General features: G+C 36.9%; 13 protein-coding genes. 7 read left to right on the forward strand and 6 right to left on the reverse strand.

What is annotated here, in order from left to right:
* Positions 1-254 precede the first annotated feature (254 nt).
* Together F6K40_RS28345 and F6K40_RS28350 are read right to left on the reverse strand one after the other, a co-directional pair.
* Positions 255-2,465, reverse strand: coding sequence for a phosphoketolase family protein (locus tag F6K40_RS28345; protein WP_293140559.1), 2,211 nt, complete (start codon positions 2,463-2,465; stop codon positions 255-257).
* A 534-nt stretch (positions 2,466-2,999) separates the two neighbouring features.
* A complete protein-coding gene (locus F6K40_RS28350; protein WP_293140561.1) occupies positions 3,000-3,554 on the reverse strand; it encodes a VOC family protein in 555 nt (184 codons plus the stop codon).
* A gap of 273 nt (positions 3,555-3,827) precedes the next feature.
* Between F6K40_RS28350 and F6K40_RS28355 the strand changes: the two genes are divergently transcribed.
* Both F6K40_RS28355 and F6K40_RS28360 read left to right on the forward strand, forming a co-directional pair.
* Positions 3,828-5,201, forward strand: coding sequence for a cytochrome P450 (locus tag F6K40_RS28355; protein ID WP_375340605.1), 1,374 nt, complete (start codon positions 3,828-3,830; stop codon positions 5,199-5,201).
* 378 nt (positions 5,202-5,579) lie between these two features.
* On the forward strand, positions 5,580-6,956 hold the full coding sequence (locus F6K40_RS28360) for a cytochrome P450 (protein WP_293140583.1): 1,377 nt from the start codon (positions 5,580-5,582) through the stop codon (positions 6,954-6,956).
* A gap of 168 nt (positions 6,957-7,124) precedes the next feature.
* On the opposite strand, the gene F6K40_RS28365 is transcribed toward F6K40_RS28360, so the two are convergent.
* Positions 7,125-7,316: a hypothetical protein gene (locus F6K40_RS28365; protein ID WP_293140565.1), complete on the reverse strand. Its 192-nt coding sequence runs from the start codon at positions 7,314-7,316 to the stop codon at positions 7,125-7,127.
* A gap of 116 nt (positions 7,317-7,432) precedes the next feature.
* Between F6K40_RS28365 and F6K40_RS28370 the strand changes: the two genes are divergently transcribed.
* Positions 7,433-8,983, forward strand: a complete 1,551-nt coding sequence (locus F6K40_RS28370; RefSeq protein ID WP_293140567.1) for a hypothetical protein — start codon at positions 7,433-7,435, stop codon at positions 8,981-8,983.
* 90 nt (positions 8,984-9,073) lie between these two features.
* Positions 9,074-9,469, forward strand: coding sequence for a hypothetical protein (locus F6K40_RS28375; RefSeq protein ID WP_293140569.1), 396 nt, complete (start codon positions 9,074-9,076; stop codon positions 9,467-9,469).
* A 2,299-nt stretch (positions 9,470-11,768) separates the two neighbouring features.
* On the opposite strand, the gene F6K40_RS28380 is transcribed toward F6K40_RS28375, so the two are convergent.
* Complete coding sequence (locus tag F6K40_RS28380) at positions 11,769-14,510, reverse strand: phycobilisome rod-core linker polypeptide (protein WP_293140571.1); 2,742 nt, start codon at positions 14,508-14,510, stop codon at positions 11,769-11,771.
* Positions 14,511-15,529: 1,019 nt separating this feature from the next.
* On the opposite strand from F6K40_RS28380, the gene F6K40_RS28385 reads away from it, so the two are divergent.
* The gene (locus tag F6K40_RS28385) at positions 15,530-15,658 is read left to right on the forward strand and encodes a hypothetical protein (RefSeq protein ID WP_293140573.1); all 129 of its coding nucleotides are present in this window, start codon (positions 15,530-15,532) and stop codon (positions 15,656-15,658) included.
* A 475-nt stretch (positions 15,659-16,133) separates the two neighbouring features.
* Here F6K40_RS28385 and F6K40_RS28390 read toward each other — a convergent pair whose 3' ends face one another.
* Entirely contained in the window at positions 16,134-16,409 is a 276-nt protein-coding gene (locus F6K40_RS28390) for an HNH endonuclease (RefSeq protein WP_293140575.1), read from the reverse strand.
* Between the two features lie 7 nt (positions 16,410-16,416).
* A complete protein-coding gene (locus F6K40_RS28395; RefSeq protein ID WP_293140577.1) occupies positions 16,417-17,676 on the reverse strand; it encodes a DUF262 domain-containing protein in 1,260 nt (419 codons plus the stop codon).
* 176 nt (positions 17,677-17,852) lie between these two features.
* Here F6K40_RS28395 and F6K40_RS28400 point away from each other — a divergent pair, with 176 nt between their 5' ends.
* The gene (locus F6K40_RS28400; RefSeq protein ID WP_293140579.1) at positions 17,853-19,055 is read left to right on the forward strand and encodes a class I SAM-dependent methyltransferase; all 1,203 of its coding nucleotides are present in this window, start codon (positions 17,853-17,855) and stop codon (positions 19,053-19,055) included.
* 1,450 nt (positions 19,056-20,505) lie between these two features.
* Positions 20,506-20,946: an ATP synthase subunit I gene (locus F6K40_RS28405; RefSeq protein ID WP_293140581.1), complete on the forward strand. Its 441-nt coding sequence runs from the start codon at positions 20,506-20,508 to the stop codon at positions 20,944-20,946.
* Positions 20,947-21,090: the final 144 nt, after the last annotated feature.

Consider the following 21,090-nt stretch of genomic DNA (forward strand, 5'->3'; position numbering starts at 1 on the left):
AAGGAGTAAGGAGTAAGGAGTAAGGAGTAATATCAAATCCGGTTGAATACAAGAGTGTATTGTTGGGGGAGATGGTCCGATTGTCCGATTTAATAATGAACATATACTATATAACCGGATTCTATATGATTGTGTAATTACTATTAGTACGAGTTGATCTTAATCCTTTGGGGCGAATGGCCATTCGCCCCAACAATATCTAATCACACCAATGCTACCAGACTTAATATAACTTGATTAAATCCTTCCTGATCTCAATGCACCAATTCGATCGCTCGCTTAGTCAAAGTCTCAGCAGTCAAACCATTAAAAGCCATTACCTGACTAGCACTAGAAGCAGTCTCGCCTCGACGCCAAGCAAAAGTATCCCGCTTAACCTGACTCCTTAACATAATTGGTTCCAACATCAAACTTGCGCCACCAGTTACACCAATTAAAGCATCACCGCCGAATAAGTTCTCAAAACTAGCATCATCCAAAAATTCGCCATCAGCTTCAGAACAAGTATTCCAAGCTGTATCGTGGGGACGGTATAAACGTCGGGGATTAATTACCGAAACTATCCGCACTCCAATACCTTCAGTTTTCAAAGAAGCAGCAGCTTCAAAAACTGGAATTAATGGCATATCTCCCACCACTGCAAATACAACAGTCTTATCTCCTGCAATCTCCTCAAGAACAACAGCACCATCCTGCAACCCTTGTCTTGTTTGTGCAAAAGTAGTCCGAATAGGTAACGGCGACTTACTAGCAGTAATAGTCACACCCTTATTTTTAGTAGTCAGCGCCCACTCATAACAAACTTGAATACTATTAGCATCGGTTGGGAACAGGGCGAACACATTGCCATTCCGCATCATTGCTGCAAAATAAGCTTCAATTTCCGGGCGTTGGTGCGTCCAACCATTACGTCCCTGTTCTAATGCTCCTGCAGTAAATAATGTAATAGTTGAAGGAGTGGGATGACGTAATTCTGCCATTGCTTGAGTCACAGTTTGCCAAATAGGTACACCGTTAATAGCAAAAGATTCATAAGAACACCAAACTGTCCGCGCTCCCATTAATGCTAAACCTGCTGCCATTCCAGCACAAGCGTCTTCGCTCAAAGGTTCGTAAACCTGACCTTTCGGACCTTGGAAATAAATGTCGTCGGTGGTGGGGTGAATAATTTTCAATGTTTGGTTAATATTATTAATACCTGATGCAGCGTTACCATCAGCATTGGTAATTAGGAAATGAGGATCTTTTTGCCCGACATAAGCTATTAATGCTCCCATGGCAGTTGTGGCAACTTTGCGCTCGCCATCAACAGGATATTCTTCTAAAGGTAGTTTATCTAATTCTGCTAGTGGGTACTCAAATTCAGTGACAACTGTTTTAGAAGCAGAACCGCCACCAGCACGTTCACAATTTTTCCTTACTAATTCCCAAGCTGCCACTGGTAAGGCGCGTTCTTTGAGAGCATTCATAATTTGGGGACTGTCGAGGGTGTCTTTTGGATAGAGGTTGTGAGATTTTGAACCTCTGGCGTGAACTCCTGCACCCTTGAGTTGTTTGATAATAAAAATGGTGAGTTTGCCACCAAGAGCAGATTTTACTGCTTTGTCAACATTTTCTAATACTGCTTTGGTAAATTCCAGACGTTTTTCCAAGGAGAAGGCGCTGCTATCAACATAATCGCCTGGTTGGTTTTTGTCGTCGAAGTCTTTAGCATTTACCAGGATGACTTCCGCAAAACCGTTGCCTTTCCAGTAGGCAATCATTTCTTCATTGGTTTTTGTGGAAACCATGCTGTGGTGTTCTTGACTATAACCGTTCCACACTAAAACAGGTAAAAAGTTGGTGACATCAGGATAGGCAGTATTAAAGTGCGCCATACTGCTGACTGGATAGGGTTCTCCCATGCCACCATCTCCCAAAGTGAAAGGAAATAGGGTGTCACGATGTAATAATGCTGCTGCCATGGCGAAATGTTGCCCTTGTCCTAGTGGTCCTGCGGGGTTGAGTAACCCAGGAATATAACCAGATAGGTGTCCTAGGAGTCCGTGCATTTCCCGGAAACGATCGCGCATTTGTTGGACTGTGAAGATTTCCATATCTTCTAGGGAGCGATCAAGAAATACGGCGCTATAAAATCCGGGTGCGTGGTGTCCGACTTCTGTGAGAATATTTTTATAGCCTAACATTACTAGGGCGGCATAAGCTTCAGCTTGACTGGCAAAACCCCCTGGGTGTCCTGATGCTTTGCTGCCTGTTACTTGTAGCATTAAATAACGGAGAGCGTCGGCGTAAAGGAGGGTTTGATATACGCCAGTCGGGTCACTTGGTGAGGCGATCGCTTTACTTCCTTCTGCTATTGCTGGTGTTTTGCCGTAAGTTTCAAAATCAGGCCAAGCTTCTCCGAAGTATTGGATACCTTCGCAAAAATCTGGGACTGTTGTTGGTTTTGAGGTTGTTGCAGTCATAGCAGTTTTCCTGTATTTTTCTCTTTTTATTTCAGCTTAATAATAATTTAACATCTACGGGGATCGATGTTAATTCCTTTTAGTTTAGGTAGTAATAAGTTTGAGCAATATTTATTTGTAGTGCTTGTAGCTAATCGAAAAAAATTTAATGATGAAAATAATTAGAAAATCTGAAAATATAAGTAGATAAAAATAAAAGATAGGAATATAACTATGATACAACTATTAGATTAGAAAATTTCACCTTTGATTCAAGCCAACCCTTGATGACTAACTCCTTGACATTTGTGTAAAAATATGGTTAATTATTTTCCTTTCAGGTAGTGATAAATTAGGGATCAAAAAATATTTGCTAGTAGTTTTGCTTTAGCCCACGCAATATATCTTCGGGACTAGGGAAAACTACTAGCCTAATTACAACTTTTAAAAAGTTAACTAATTGAGAGTAGAATTAAAAATGACTAAAACTTAAACAACTTGACAATGCAAGACTAAGGGGTTTTTAGCCGTGAGCTTAACTGTTTAAAAAATCATCTAGAATCCAGGAGAACATACTGTTTCAGTGAGTTCAAGACATTCTTCCTTTGGATCAGAACCAAACCATCGCTCTTGACGATAAGCCAACTCATTTCCATAAGGGTCTGTGAAGGAAGCTAAACATACATAACTACCAGCATATTCACTTTTGTCAATAGGAATTCCCTTTTCTTTAAGGTTGGCACAAGCTGCAGCAATGTCAGGCACAATCTGTGTCCCTACCGTCTTTGGTTCAAATGGTTCGTAGGGATTGGCATAAAGTCCTATGCTTGTCGCTGGATCATCTTCGGAATAAAATTCAGCCCAAAAGGGAGGCTCGTAAAATGTTGGATTGCATGATAGACCAAGCCCTTCACCATAAAAATACATGGCCTTATCTAGGTCCGGGACATTTACCCGATGCACAAAGCCAGTTTCTCGTAGAAGAGGTACATAAGGTGTATCACATCCCTGAGCTGATGCTGGGGATGCCATCCAGGGATTTCCCAATAGAGTTACCGATATTACCAGAGCAATTACCAGAGTTTGAAAAACTTTAAGTAAAGTTTTCATTATGCTTTTCTCCAAATTCAATATCTTACAAAAAAGCCTACGGTGCAATAGTAATTTTCTGAAGTTTCCTATGTCAAGCAAATTATGTAAATATTTTTTACAATTATGTGAATATTAGAGTTTTCCCAAAATAAATAAAAACATCCCTCAAATCAATACACAGCAGTAATTATATGTAGTTTTAATTAATAGCTAAAATCCTTACAGAACAACAGGAATTGTTAGATTTGTTTAACTTATAAACTGACAAGTCTCATAATTAAGAATATGACAATAACACAACTACCTGGTCCAAAAGTTCCTGCTTTGATTCAACTCCTCCAGTGGGTGGCCAATCCCTTGACATTTATGGAAAAATGTGCAAGGCAATATGGGGATACATTTCAAATAAAATTGAATTACCCAATGGTATTTATTAGCAATCCTAAGGCCATTGAGGAAATTTTCAAGACTAACCCAAAACAGTTTGATTCTGGTGTGGGAAATCAGGTGTTGCTGCCACTTCTAGGAGAGCGATCGCTGCTGTTGTTAGATGGAACTACCCACCAACGTCAACGTAAGCTTTTGATGCCACCTTTTCACGGAGAAAGGATGCAAGCTTATGGTGAGTTAATTTATAATATCGCTGGGCAAGTAGCTAGTAAGTGGCAAGTGGGGGAACCATTTTCTATGAGACAATCAACCCAAGATATATCTTTGAAGGTAATATTACAAGCAGTTTTCGGTTTATATCAAGGAGATAGATACAATAAAATAGAGCAACTTTTGAGTGAAGCTCTAGAGTCCTTGGGTTCTCCCTGGAAAGCAAGTATGTTATTTTTAAAGTTTCTCCAAATAGACTTGGGTGCTTGGAGTCCTTGGGGTAGATTTATTAAACAACGGCAAGAAATTGACGAGTTAGTATACACAGAAATTGCTGAACGTCGTCAACAACTAGATCCCGAACGCTCTGACATTTTGACAATGCTTTTGTTAGCGCGGGATGAAGAAGGACAACCCATGAGCGATCGGGAATTGCGCGATGAATTGATGACATTGCTATTTGCTGGACATGAAACCACAGCAACCGTCTTAGCGTGGGCGTTTTATTGGATTCACTGCCAACCAGAAATTTATAATCAGCTATTACAAGAATTGGCAGACTTTGGGGATAACCCAGATCCAATGGCAATTATGAAACTGCCCTATCTAAATGCAGTTTGCTGTGAAACCCTACGTATTTATCCAGTGGCAATAATTACATTTCCACGAATAGCAAAATTACCAATTACAATAATGGGTCAAGAATATCCATCAGGAACTGCTTTCGCTCCCTGTGTTTATTTAACTCATCATCGAGAAGATTTGTATCCCGAACCAAAAAAATTTAAACCAGAACGATTTTTAGAACGTCAATACTCTGCTTACGAATTTTTACCTTTTGGCGGTAGTAACCGACGTTGTATTGGATCGGCATTTGCCATGTTTGAAATGAAATTGGTATTAGCAACTATTCTGAGAAACTATAATTTAGCATTGGCAGAGAAGCAACCAGTAAAAGCAGTACGTCGCGGTGTAACTTTAGCTCCAGCAGGTGGGGTGAAAATGGTTATGACTGGAAAACGTATACAGGCAGAAAAAAAATATCCTTCTGTGGCAACTGTATAGAACCCAAATGAGTAATGAGTAATGAGTAAGGAGTAAGGAGTAATGAGTAATGAGTAATGAGTCAACCCACCCCTAACCCCTCCCAGGAGGGGAAGTTAGGAGTAATGAGTAATGAGTTAGGAGTTAGGAGTCAAAGGCTAGTTTCATAGTATACAAATCTTCCCGGACTGCCCCCCGATGATTACAACTGTGGTCTATCCAAGATGAAAACTGCTATAATGCATAGGGATTAGTATAATCCCTGTTTTCTAGAGATACCTTTAGGGGTTCTATAAAATTATGTTAAACTGTAGGAAGTTAAAAGTAGAATCAAACATCCGAACTACTGTTAATTGTCCCTATTAAAAAGTTCAAAAACTCAATTAATTAGTAACTAATATAAAATCAGTCAAAGGACCAAACACACCATCAATTGTACAGAAAATACAATGGATTTTAGAACCACTAAAAACAATGGAGACCTGCGCTAAAAAGTATGGAGATATCTTCACCTTACAAGGTGGTTTGGGTAGTTTAGCTATAGTGTATGTAAGTAGTCCAAAAGCTCAACAAGAGATATTGACCAAAAACAATGAGTATGAAACTCCTGGTAGTCCGATTTTGAAATCTTTGCTAGGGGAGAAATCAATGCTTGTGATAGAAGGCGATCGCCACCGCCGAGAACGCAAATTATTAATGCCACCCTTTCATGGCGATCGCATGACAAAATATGGTGAATTAATTTGTAATTTGAGTAAGCAAGTAGGCAGCAACCTAAAAATAGGCGAAACATTTATTGCCCGTAACGCAATGCAAGAGATTACTATGCAAGTGATATTGCAAGCAGTGTTTGGTTTATATGACAGTCCACGTCTTGCCGAAATCAAACCTCTGATTACCAATATTCTTAACGTCTCTGGTTCTCCTTTGCGTGCAACTCTAATATTTTTCCCATTGTTACAGCAAGATTTGGGTGCTTGGAGTCCTTGGGGACGATATAAACGTCAAATGCAACGACTTGACGAACTCCTATATGCTGAAATCAACGAACGTCGCGCTCAACTCGACCCAAATCGTACTGATATCCTCACCTTAATGCTGTTGGCAGAAGATGAAGCAGGTCAAGGGATGACCAACCAAGAAATCCGCGATGAGCTGATGACTATGTTGGTTGCAGGTCACGAAACTACTGCAACTGCTCTTTCTTGGGCACTTTATTGGGTTCATAAACAACCAGAAGTATATCAAAAGCTAATGCAGGAGTTGGCAACTCTAGAGGCAGATATTGACCCAATGAGTATTTTCCGTTTACCCTATCTCACAGCAGTTTGTCAGGAGACCTTACGCATATATCCAGTAGCAATGCTGACATTACCCCGTGTGCCGACAAAATCTGTAGAGTTACAAGGTTATCATGTGGAAGCAGGTACAATAATTCAGGGTTCTATTTATTTGACTCATCAACGAGAGGATTTGTATCCAGAACCGAAAAAGTTTAAACCAGAGCGATTTTTAGAGCGAAAATTTTCTGCCTATGAATATTTGCCTTTTGGAGGTGGCACTCGTCGTTGTTTAGGCATGGCATTAGCAAATTTTGAGATGCGTTTAGTATTGGCAACCTTAATGTCTAATTTTGAGATGGCGTTGGCAGAGGATCAACCGGTGAAACCCCAACGTCGAGGATTGACTTTAGGACCTAAGGGTGGAGTGAAAATGATTATGAAAGGAAAACGTATGGAGTCAGCAAAGAAATCTCCTTCTGTAGCGACTGTGTAAATTAGACTTCTTCAGACAGGACTTAAGATAAGGGAATGAGCTTACGCGATCGCTCCCATACGTAAGATTGGTTTCTGTTACCCATGTTTTCTGGAATTTTACAGAATCAGGATCTACCCCTAATATCAAATCCGGTAGTGTCGGTATAAAAAAGCAGAGAAACCGGGTTTAGATCAAATGCCCTAAAATACTAATATTGACTGCCCATAAACGCGGTTTCTTGTAACTCCGAAGCAAGCGGATTTGATATAACTCTTTTAGTTTTGCTGCTAGAAGTTGGGCAGGTTGCTGTTCTTGTTCGACTACTTCTCCTGGCAATAATACTAAATTTCCTTGGCAGTCATAAAATCGTAACCACACTACCGACTTTCGCAGAATAGTTCTTTCCCAAGTATCTAAGCATAGCTGACTGGATTTATTTTTTTCTATTAGAATGGAAGTTGTTAATTTTATAAATACTATTTTTTGTAGAGATTATGGATTGCAAAATATTTTATTCTTGGCAGTCAGATTTAGAAAATAATACAAATCGTGGATTTATTGAGGACGCTCTTAAGAAAGCTGTAAAATCTATTCGTAATGATGATTCTATTAAAGTGGAACCAGTTATAGATAGGGATACTCAAAATGTATCTGGTTCGCCTGATATTGTTAATACTATTTTTGAAAAAATTGACGAGGCTCAGATTTTTGTGTGTGATGTTTCGATTATTAATTCCAATTTATTAAATTCTACCGATCTTAGATTTATTCAGAAAGCACTCAAGAATTTTCTTAATTTTCTCTATAAAGATGCAAACTATCGTCTTACTCCAAATCCTAATGTATTAATTGAGCTTGGATATGCAATGAAAACTTTGGGAGAGGGAAAAATTATTATGGTTATGAATACTGCTTTTGGGACTCCCGAACAATTACCATTTGACCTGCGAATGAGACGAATTCTTACTTACAATATGCCAGAAAATAATCAAGAAAAAGCTCCAGAGCGCAACAAGTTAGCAAAATCTTTTGAAAGAGCTATTCGTCCTATTTTGCAAGCATTGGAAGAGGAAATAAAAAGGAAAATTTTCATTGCTGAACAATTAACGTTAGAGATAAAAAAAAGAGAGATTCTTGAGAGTAGATCTAAAATGAAAAGATATATTAAACAGTTAGATAGTCAAATCAAAGATATGACACCAATATTTTCAGAAAAAAGTGTAGAAAATGAAAATTTACTGATAAAAGCAATCAATCTAACAGAAGAACTGATTATAGAATTTGCTGGTGTTACAGAACTAATAGCAACTACACAAGAATCTATCTCCGCAGCTATTAGTTTATATCAAAATTTTGGAGAAATTATTACCCATTATTCTCCACCAGTCAGCCTTTTTTTTAAAAATTTAGGTAAAAATAGACATCAAGATTCTGAGGTGGTGAGTAAAGAAAAATCCTTTGATTTAGATTTATACAAGTTTATAAGTCACGAATTATTTGTAACATATTTTTCTTTTCTTATTCGAGAAAATCGGTGGGAGTTAATTTTAGAAATTATGAAAAAAAAAGTTTTTTATCCTGACGAGCCATGGGATTTTGTTAAAAGCTTATCTATACCATTGAATGATATATCTCAGCCTGTAGAACTATTTAAAAATTCTTCAAATCATCGTCATTCAGAAATATTAAATCAGCGCCATACAAATGGAAAAATTGCAGAAATTGTGCCAATGAAGCAATTTATAGAAGCAGATTTTTTCTTATTTATCCTATCTGAAACTCAAGCCAAAGATAACAGTGATTCATATTGGCATGGTTGGAGTTTATTGTACATGAAACAGACTCCCAAATATTTATTAGAAGCAAAAAAATTAGATTTTGCCGAACAATTATTGCCGCCTTTAGGTTTAGAAACAATAGAAGAACTTCGCGATTTAATATCTCATGCCAAAACTAGATTAGAACAAATATGGAACAACCCATCTCTGCCATCTCCCTATCTACCTTTAAAAGATTTTAACCCAGAAGATATTGGTTCTATTTAATCAATTATTTATAACTTTAGTAGGGTGCGTTTTCTGATAACTGATATCTGCTATAAATAAATACAGTTGTCTAGAATATACAAACAATCTATGGCCTCAGATATTGACAAATCAACAATTGAATTCATTGAGCAAGAAATGAGCAAATTACTCAAGAATTTGCCCAACTTGAAACAGCAAAAATGGATCTGGCGATCGCTCTCAACTATAGTTAATATGGCAGGAGAAGAACTTGACTCCCTAGACTGGAAGATATTAGCTACCTCTTTACAAGATATGGAAACAGGATTTCAAACATTCTATCCCTATCGTCATACTCGTAAAATTACCATATTTGGTTCTGCACGGACATCCCCAGATACCCCAGAATATAAAATGATAGAATATTTTGCAAAAAAAGCACAAGAAAAAGGGATTTTGTATCAACAATTAATTGATTTATATCTTCAAGATTGTGTGAATAGCAAACGTGAATTATCTTTTTGAAATAATGGGGCGGTCGCTATCTTTTAGGGTACTTGACTAAGGTTTTTGGCTAGATATTTCTTCCCTTTTTTAACAGCAATCGCTCTTGATGTTTCAGTCTAGTAGGTTGGGTTGAGGAACCGAAACCCAACAAAGCGCGATCGCAATTTTGTAGAGTGCTTCTCTACAGTTTTTAGGTAGATATTTCTCTGTGGGGAACGCTAACAATGAGCAGATTGATTTTTTTTAACTATTGTCCAATAGTCATGTTGAGTTGAGATGCACTCAGGGAAAGCGAGCGCTATCTTTGAGAGTGCTTGACTCAAGTTTTTAGGTAGATATTTCTCTGTGGGGAACGCTAACAATGAGCAGATTGATTTTTTTTAACTATTGTCCAATAGTCATGTTGAGTTTAGATACACTCAGGGGAAGCGAGCGCTATCTTGTAGAGTGCTTCTCTAAAGTTTTTAGGTAGATATTTCTTCCTGACGAACGCTAACAATGAGCAGATTGATTTTTTTTAACTATTGTCCAATAGTCATGTTGAGTTAAGATACACTCAGGGAAAGCGAGCGCTATCTTTGAGAGTGCTTGACTAAAGTTTTTAGAGACTGTTTGTAAAATAAATATTAAGAGAGCATCACTTGTGGCTAAAATCTAAAAGCGGTAATACTTCAAGGGATTGAAATTTGGTAGATAGAGAAGTATTCAATACTTATTTTCTGGGGTTGCACATTAAAGAATGATAATAGATTTTCAACTGTACATATATTTAGGAAATAGTTATCCAAAAATATCTAGTTTCGGGTTTCATCATTCCTAATTGTGCAACGCCTATTTTCTTATATTTTTCAGACAAATATTTGTCTTGATTGTTTTCTCCTTATTCCCTATTCCCTATTCCCTATTCCCAGTTAAGTGTTCCCAGTTAAGTGTTCCCAGTTAAGTGTTCCCAGTTAAGTGTTCCCTATCTCCTTTTTATATTTCCCCAATTTTTACACAAACGATACCAACGGACATAATATTACTACCAATATGAATAGGACTTACGCAAAATCACATATTTCTGTCATTACCGAAAAATTTTGGTAAAAAGCCTCCCCTTGGATAGGGGATAATAAATAAAAATTTTCATAATTAGTCAATCCTATCGGTTTCAAGGAGAGGTAATTATTAATTATTAATTATTCATTATTAATTGTTGAAGAGCAACAGCGTTTGCGGAGCAGTCCGTCAGGAAAGTAATCTCAAACCAATACTTTTGTGCCGGATGCGTAAGTCCTGATGAAATTATGTTGAAAAGTCGTTTGCAGCGACTCCAAGAAAGCAATTTCACGCCACCCATGAGATTGCTTCCTTCCACTCCCTTCCAGTTGCAATGACTACAATAACTAATCATCTAGATTTAACTCCCCTGGCGGGAAGTGCCGCGCTCTCCATCCCCCCTAACCCGCGGTGCATAGGGGGGAGGGGAGGGTCGGGATGAAAGTCAGGGTCAAGATTCGGATATCTCCGCAAATAAAATGTTCCGATCCCGTGGACAAGTAGGAGGCATTTTATTATGATGGTTATAGTTGATATAAAATCAACGAACACAGGGGGAGGACATCACCTCTGTCATGCTCCGCGGTCAGGGTTTCCCAGGCGCTCAGAATCCCTATTTTTCCATCCCCCCTAATCCCCCGCATGAAAGGGGGGGGAATATAAGGGCAACGTCGGGAGTATGTCAATACATAGCAGTTGCCATTACTATTAGGAAATTCTCAAACTTTCAAATTGAGTAAGAATGTAGGGGCGAATGGCCATTCGCCCCTGCTTTCCCTCTTGCTCGCTTCCTCTTTCACTCCTGGGAGGGGTTATATAAAATCCGGTTATACAGTAATCGCGCTCATTACTTCCTCAACTTACAATGTTAAGCATGAATACGAATTTAAAAATTTATGCATTTTCATTTCCTTTCTTACTCCTTATATCATGTCCGGATAATTAGTGATAAAAAAACTTTTTCTTCATTGATAGCTTAAAATTCCCTCCTCTTCCCTCTTCCCTCTTTCCTCTTTCCTCTTCCCTCATTACTCATTACTCCTCCATTTGTATTTATAACTATTCAACCGGACATGATATTACTCCGTACGGACGTTCGCATTTTTGTTATGCAACGTCCCTACCTCCTTACTCCTTACTCCTCAGTAATGCGATAACTAATTACCCGGATTCTATATTAGGGGTGGGTTGACTTTTGACTTGCTAAAAAATCCCCTGCTATAAAAATCTACAGCAGGGGAACAATACTAACTCAAACCGAAAAATAACTAACAGCTTAACTGCGATCTATTGCAGCTACTGGTTCAAAACTAGGGATAACCACATCCTCATTCTGCTTAGTCAACTGATTATACAACCTTTCAGTATTCGGGAAGTTAGCAGCAGGAAGAGTTGGGAAACGACGATAAGGAACAGTATCCTCACCAAACATCTCACTGTATTCAACACTATTCACCATAGCTTCGATAAAACCCTTAATACCTGAAGTCGCGAGAATCTGATTATACTTCCGAATCTCAACTTGGTTACGAGGAGCGCGACCTAAGAAATGCTTAGTACCAAGTTCAATCACCTTAGTATTAGGATAGGGTGCATAGAACTCCTTAATATAAAGTTGAGAACAACCTAATCCCTCAATAAACTCCTTGAGATTGATTTCATTATTTCCTAACTTACTTTCCAGAGAAGAAAACTCAGTCCTAACTACATAAGGATCGATATCCCGCTCAAAAATCTGACGGTAAGCAGCAGCAATAACCACTTTCAACTGTTGCTGGTCTTCGGTACTCGTCAACTTAAATACCTTAGACTGCTCCCGTTGCTTGTTAACACCTTGAATAACTCGAACCTCAATATCAGGTTCAGCGCGAACTTCCCCAGGAGTTCCCAACTCCACAAATCTTGGTGTAACTTCTTTCTGAACTTTCTGATTTTTGTCGCCAATACTGCCTACCCTTGTATTTCGCAGAGACAAACCAGCAGGAGTCAAGTAGCGTTCGTAAGGAATAGTATCTTCCCCAAAAGCATCGTTATATTCTTTGCTATCGATAATGGAATCAACCAGAGCATAGAAACCCTTCTTAGCACAAATATCAAAGTAAGAATTAATTTCCTTACGTCCATAAGTCGGACGACCTAATAACCGCCGATGAATGTACTCAACTGCCTTACATACATACAAGGAAGTCCAGTAGGTATTGCGGAAAGTATCAGACTTTGCCAAAGCGCGAATAAACTCCCGAAGAGTAATATCGCCGTTTTCAAGTCTGTTCTCAGCACTTTTCAAACGTTGACCATCGTAAACATCCCGACCAAATACTTGACGGTAAGCAGCAGTGATAATCTTTTGAGTAGAACTTTCTGAATACTTGATGCTAGAACCGTTACTGCCACCAGAATTACTGAAACCACTACTAACATAACCTCCAGGAAGTTGATCCAGTTTGAATACCTTCGGACCAAGAGAACCAGGATTTTTAGCGATCGCGCCAGGATTACTAATTTGATTATCAATACCAGCACCCTGACGAATTAAAATCCGACGAGTATCTTTCCCGAAAGGTGCAGGACTGTTTTTGGGGTTGCGAGTTTCTTTCGGGAATATTGCCCCAAATTGAATTTCTAATGGATCGTTACCAGTACCATAAACGTGCTGGTCTGGCAACGGTTGATTATAATCAGCAAATAAGGTAACAAACTGAGGTACTTTCCGGAAAGGGGCACTATAGTTAAATAAGTCAAATTGTACTCCCCAGTTCCGACATTCCTGAGCTTCTTGACCTAAACCACGTAGATATGGTACAGTCTCCTCACCAAAATAATCGGAATATTCTTGAGAGTCCACTATGGCATCGACTAAAGCGGACAAACCACCTTTAGTAACAATGTCAAAATATTTCCTAAACTCTTCTGGTGAACTTAAACCCCGCCCTAAGAAGTGACGAGTTGCTAGTTCCACTACACGACTATTGACAAATCCTTCATAGAACTGTTTCCGGTACAGAGGAGATTTGCCCAAACGACGAATAAACTCCTTCATGGAGATTTCGCAGTTTTTCGCCTGAGATTCCAGATAAGAAATATTTTGGCTGTAAGCTCTGGTAATATCTCGTTCAAATACCTGGCGATAAGCTGCCTTAATAACATCCTGTTTTTCAAAGTTAGACAAACCAGGTTTCATCACAAACTTTTGTCGCCTTTCCGCAGCATTGAAGTAAATTTGTGGTAATTCTAGCCCTTGCTGATCCAAACTTTGACCCTGGCGTTGCTTATTAGCAGGTGTTGCTCCACGAAACTCTGTTAAAAGTAAATCAAAGTATTGGGCAACAATGTCCTTAGCTTCAGGATCTTGAAAATACCTAATCGAAGCTTGTCGCATCTGTTGGATAGCAACAATAGTAGCTGCAGTGGAACAAGCATTCTCAATAATTTCTCTTAAACCCCGGACATTAACTGAGATAATGTTAGGATCTCCGGTCACAATAGCATAAGTGATATACCGCAAGAACCAAGATAAATCCCGCAAGGATTTGGTCATATTAGCGGGGCCATACTTAGACACAGGAATTGGCCGGAAGCCAGCAGGTATAGGGCCAGCACTAGACGCAGTTAAATTAGTAAATAGGTTACCTAGAGCTTGAAATGGGTTATTTCCTCCCTTTTTCTCTACATAAGTCATAGTACCCAGTTTCATACTTTCAGAAACTGAGGTTGTTGTAGCACTAACAGAACTCATGGCCATTTCTCGTGTATCTGGCTTTTCCAAGTAAGCTAGAGGAGAACCACCGGTAAAAATAGTATTGGCAGCAACAGAAACAATTCTTTCTGAATTATTAGTCAGTATCTGAGCAATTTCTAAACGCTTTGCTCCCGAACTAAAAAATGTTTTTAGTTCATCTAGTTCTCCTTTTTCCAGAAAGCGGTCTTGTTGTTCCGCTTGAGAAATAGTTGATGTTGGTACAGTTTGATATAGTTGCGGACGTGCAACTGAAGTTCCACCACTTGCTTTGACAGTCATTCGATTTTTATCGCTCCCTGTTTGAAGTTTTTACAGCTTTTATTCAGACTGTTTAAGTAAGCATTTAGCTGTCAGCTATCAGTTATCAGCTATGAGTTATTAATTCATTATTTTTTGGGAAGGAGGAATTATTCTTACTCCGGAGAATTAAAAATTATCATAACCCATAAAAAGCTGAGAGCTGACTTTTTATAGCAGAATCCTTACCTGTTTAACTTGAATTTTTATGATATTTCAAACACGCTTTTCTTTGAAAAAAAGCATAGTTTTCTTAAGGCAAGGCTTAAGATATTTTCTGCCATAAAAGCTGATATTAAAACCAAATAAATAATTTATCATTTTTTTGGTTTTAATGCTTTGACAGAAAATTTTTTTTATACTCCAGATCCTTTACTATTCCAGAGTTTATGGGTTATTTAGGGGGTTTTATGTACTTCAATAAGATTTATGTTTTTCCCACAATACCCTTTAAATAACACCTTATGTGCTGATTAAATAACACTTTATGTGCTGAAATTATACAGTGAAAATACTGTAGGTTGACATCAATTTTTTGATTTTGATATTTTCTACATTAGCATCAGAAATTTATACCTTTTTTTTTGATAGGTATTATGCTAGAAAATTTTTCACAACTAGGTTGAGTTTTAGACTTAGGTATTGCCTCACCTAAGATGCCTCATTTATTGGTATCATTGCTTTACTATTAAATCTTGATTTTTATAACAGTAATTTGATAGAAATATTGAGGCAAAAAAAATTAGGTATTTTGGCTATTTTTACTTTCTAGCTTTTTCTTATCTGTTTCTAAGGTAGAATGTTTTAGGCTAACTACTTGCTTTTGTTAAAAAACCTTACAGAATTTTATTTTATAGATTTATGGTCTTTTTTCTTAGAAAAAATAATAAATTTTGTTAAGTAATTAAATAAATTCAAAAATTAAAATTCAAAAGTAAAAAAATATTTACCAAAAGATCGCGATCTAAAGCCTCCCCTTTTAATACCAATTCTCAAAAATCTTGCTATACCCGATAGGGTGGGGAAGTGTGGGAACTGTGAGAAGTGGGGCGAAAGGTAAAAGTAGAAATAATATATACAAACCGACTAATAATTGTCAAAAACAGACTTTGAATCTTCGTAACTATTGAAGTGTTGAAGTATGGCTAAAGTATAGCGTTAATGCATGGTAATTGGTCTAAGGGGATAAAAAAAGAGAATATTCCTTATGTCAATCCCGAAGTTTCAGCTACAGGTACTAATAACTGATAACTGAAATGACAGTGACTTATTGCTAGAGAAAATAGCAGCATTCAGCATAGTTGTCAAAAAAACTATTAGAATTTAGGTAACAAGTAACAGGTAACAAGGGAATTATTTCACAGTTTTTATATATTTTTTGCGAGTCATTTCATATTGAAAGATAAGTAAGCATTCAGCAGTCAGCATTCAACTATCAATTTCATTATCTTGAGATAGGGAATTAGCATCTTCCTGATTTAAAAGAATTAAAAGTATGTATTTTTTAACTCTTAAGGGCGGGGTCTTTAAAAAGCTGAAACCTGACAGCTAATAGCTGAATGCTTACAAAAATAATGCTCCCAACTGAAATATGTATAACTTTTTCTAGTTTAACTTGTTACTTTTTTGACTATTACAAGAAATACAAACAAGTTGCAGATTATCCCAAGTTGTTAAACCACCTTTGCTGAAAGGGTAAATATGGTCAGCTTTAAGTTGTTTGAAACCTTGAACACCTTGAAATAACCTTTGGCAAATCGGACAAACATATCCTCGTAATTCTGAATTAAAATGTAATCTGAAATAAGCTTCTTTCCAACTAATAGGAAAACTTCTTGCCTTTGGATTACATGGCTGCAAACCTTCAGGAATTTCTCTCATAAAAATTCTACTTTTGGAAAATATTTCTAACAATTTCAACTGTTACCTCGCACTGTCTAAATTGCCCACTTTTTCCACTCCATAGCCCCTTTGGTTCTGGATAATTATCACCACCCAATAATTCTTTACCAAATTTTCTAGAACTTCTGATAAAATCCCCGGTTTTATTCCATTGTTCGTCAGATAATTCTTCTGGCGATATACCTAACTCAAATGCTCCAGCAATAAACAAAGCTAACTGTTTATATTTATTAACAGTAATTCCTAGTGATTTTCTACTTAAAATCATCTCCATCCATTTAGCAAATTTTTCAAAGTAGCTATTTTGAATATCATCAAAAGATGAAACAAATAATGTTTCATTTTGATTTTTATCTTGATATTTAAGTTGTGCACAGTAAATATCTAAAGCATTCTCTGTTGATCCTCCAAATCTAATTTTCAGATGGGATGGATCTTTTAATAAATCATAAAGTTTTTTTCGATCAAGACAAACTAGATACCATAAAAACATCAAAGAAGGTACTTGACCTTTGGATATCTTTTGTTTTTCCCACCATTCATACCACTTTTCTCTGGCATTATTAAAATCATCCCAAGGGTTATATAGCCCTTGTTTTTTAGCTATTTCAACCATCCTTTGAAATGGCTTCTGACGATCTTCATTATCTTCACTATCTTCATCATTTATAGTAGTAGGATTTTTGTGAATACCTACTAATCGAATAAAAGTAACTGATTTAGATTCACTATAGTAAGCTAACCTAATATCTTGACCAGAAAGAGGTGTACCACCTTCATTTATTCTTCTGAAGATTTCCAGTTTTGTTTCTAGTTTTAAGTCCTTGGGAAGATAAATAATAGTCAAAGGATAATTTAAGAATATTTTTTGTAGCTTTTTATCTAAATCCTTAAATTTTTTACCACTGTATAAGATTGATTGAGGTGCTATATAAGAAACCTTACTATTAGCACTCATAGTCAAATCATTTTTATAAAACTTCCAGATAGTGCTAAGAGGTTGTTGACCATCGACTACCTCATCAGTCAAGTCTTCACCTTCACAAAAAAAGAAAGCTGGTATTGTCAGATTATTCAGTAAAGATTCTATAAATAAAGATTGTTTACGAGAATCCCATTGTTCCGAATCTCTTTGATAATCAGGAATATATACCTCTTTATCATCCAATTTACCGACAATAGTTCTTATACTTTCATTTTGAGCTTTTGTTTTGTCTTGTACTAGAGGGGAGAAAGAGTTTGTCATAGTACCTATAACTTGATATTAAAAATTGACGTAATTATTGTATCTTTGTAATAAGCTTTTTCCAGACTAACGCAGAAACACTAACAACAATTTGCCAATTTATCCATTTAATAAATTACAAATATAGCACTATAATTTTTAGTAAATATTATTTGTAACTATTAACCCAAAACAAAATGAAAGATAAACTTGATATTAGTTCTGCAGTTGAGGGACTCTACGATACTTTCCCATTTCCTCCAGATCCTTTAACAGATGAAGCACCTCCGGGATACAACTGGCGCTGGAGTTGGCCAGTAGCTTATAGTTTTTGCAGTGGTAAAAAACCCGAAAAGCAAAATATTAGAATTTTAGATGCGGGTTGTGGTACAGGTTCTAGTACAGACTATTTGGTTCATCTCAACTCTCAAGCATCTGTAGTCGGAATAGATTTAAGTAGTGGTGCTTTACAGGTGGCAAAAGAAAGGTGTAACCGTTCGGGAGCTTCGCGGGTAGAATTTCATCATCTCAGCATATATGATGTGGGCAAACTAGGGGGAGAATTTGACTTTATTAATTGTGTAGGGGTACTGCACCATTTACCCGATCCAATTCGAGGTATCCAAAATCTAACTTTAAAGTTGGCCCCTGGTGGAATTATGCACATCTTTGTTTATGCAGAGTTGGGGCGCTGGGAAATTAGTTTGATGCAGCAAGTGATCGCTATCCTTCAAGGCAATGAACGTGGCAACTACGAAGATGGAGTAAAAATCGGACGTCAAGTTTTTGCTTCTTTACCAGAGAATAACCGTCTTGTCAAATATGAAAAGGAAAGATGGGCTTTTGAAAATCAACGAGACGAGTGTTTTGCCGATATGTATGTCCATCCCCAAGAGATTGACTATAATATTGATACTCTGTTTGAGTTAATAGAAGCATCTGGTTTAGAATTTCTCGGATTTTCCAATTGGCAATACTGGGATATAAAACGACTTCTAGGAAAATCTCCTGAATTGATAGACAGAGTAATTGATTTGAATGACCAAGAACGTTATCGTTTGATTGAGTTATTAGATCCTCAGATTAGCCATTACGAGTTTTTCTTAGGAAGACCACCTCTACAGAAAGTTGATTGGTCTAATGATCGCCTTCTCAGCACAGCAATACCTGAATTAAGTCCTTGTATCCAGGGATGGCCGAGTCAAAATATATTTGATGGTGACTATAAATTGGTAAATTTGTCAAGGGAAGAATACGAATTTCTCCAAGCTTGTGATAATGGGGCAAATAGCCAATCTCAACCCACAGTAGGAGAAATACTAACAAATGTATCAGTAGGACTAGAAACCGTGCGATCGCTTCAATCCCGACTTTTGATTTTACTGACTCCTGGTTTATGAAGTCAGAAGTCAAAACTCAGAAGTCAGAAGTTAAATTATGATTCTGAATCAATCAGGAATTGCACCGAAACACTATATGCAGTGTTAAAAAACTATAACGTTATGGATATGTAGTGTTTAGACACTCAAAAATCCAGAATTTCAGATTGATGACTTGGTTTATTAAGTCAGAAGTCAGAAGTTAAATTATGATTCTAAATCAATCAGGAATTGCACCGAAACACTATATGCAGTGTTAAAAAACTATAACGTTATGGATATGTAGTGTTTAGACACTCAAAAATCCAGAATTTCAGATTGATGACTTTGTTGAGCAACTTCAGAAGTAAAAATTCAGAAATTAGAAACCAAATTCTGATTGTGAGTAAATCAGGAATTGGGTCGAGACACTATATAAAGTGTTAAAAAACTATAACGTTATGGATATGTAGTGTTTAGACACTCAAAAATCCAGAATTTCAGATTGATGACTTTGTTGAGCAACTTCAGAAGTAAAAATTCAGAAATTAGAAACCAAATTCTGATTGTTAGTAAATCAGGAATTGCACCGAAACACTATCTATATGCAGTGTTCAAAAACTATAACGTTATGAATATGTAGTGTTTAGCTACTCAAAAATCCAGAATTTCAGATTGATGACTTTGTTGAGCAACTTCAGAAGTAAAAATTCAGAAATTAGAAACCAAATTCTGATTGTGAGTAAATCAGGAATTGCGCTGAGACACTATATGCAGTGTTCAAAAACTATAACGTTATGGATATGTAGTGTTTAGCCACTCAAAAATTCAGAATTTTAGATTAATGACTTGGTTTATGAAGTCAGAAGTTAAAACTCAGCAGTCAGAAGTTAAATTCTGATTGTGACTAAATCAGGAATTGCACCGAGACACTATATGCAGTGTTTAAAAACTATAACGTTATGGATATGTAGTGTTTAGCCACTCAAAAATCCAGAATTTCAGGTTTATGACTTGGTTTATGAAGTCAGAAGTTAAATTCTGATTGTGACTAAATCAGGAATTGCACCGAGACACTATATGCAGTGTTTAAAAACTATAACGTTATGAATATGTAGTGTTTAGCCACTCAAAAATCCAGAATTTCAGATTGATGACTTTGTTTATGAAATCAGAAGTCAGAAGTCTTTAGTCAAATTCTTACTATAAATTTATCCCTATTTCAAGCTCATTCTTTAAGTAGGGACTAACTATAAGTGCTTTTCAAAAGATGACTTTAAGTCACAACCAAAACCCAGTAGGAAAGTTCCATGGAAGATCTCTACTGGAGTCTACCGAAATGAAAACCGCCGATCATTCTCTACTGACTACTGACTAATGAATATTGACTACTGACTTATAAATATCTATTAGGTATCCTTGCTCCAACATGGTATGATGACTCTTGGCATATAAAAAAAGCCTACAACCTGTGATTAGTATCTAAACTTTTGTGAATATATCTGATACATCACCAGAAACCATAACTGTTGAAAATAATACTTCAGAAGTTGGTACTGAAACACCAGAACCAAATCCTTCAATACAAGAGTATTACAAACTGCAACAGGAATTATATGTAATCACCTTGACAATTACAGGTATAATATTTATCTTTGTCTGGGTTTTTTACTCCTTAAACGTAGCTCTAAATTATTTGATAGGAGCAGCTACAAGTGTGGTTTACTTAAGAATGTTGGCGAAAGATGTTGAGCGTATTGGCAGAGAAAAAGGAGGTCTAAGTAAAACAAGACTAGCTATATTTGTTGGGTTGATAATATTGGCAACTCAATTAAATGAGCTAAAAATTTTACCGATTTTCCTTGGATTTCTGACTTACAAAGCAGCCCTAATAATATATGTACTGCGAACATCACTAATGCCTAATTCATAGGTATCAGGACTTACGCTCCAAGCGCCATACCAAGTAGGGGCGAATGCCATTCGGGCGAATGGCATTCGCCCCCTGCAGATAGTGTGTTGTCTAAGAATTTGCGTAAGTCCTGGGTATATTAAAAAGCGTTCAGCATTCAGCACT

The sequence above is a fragment of the Okeania sp. SIO3I5 genome, assembly GCF_010672085.1.
Taxonomy (GTDB): Bacteria; Cyanobacteriota; Cyanobacteriia; order Cyanobacteriales; family Microcoleaceae; genus Trichodesmium.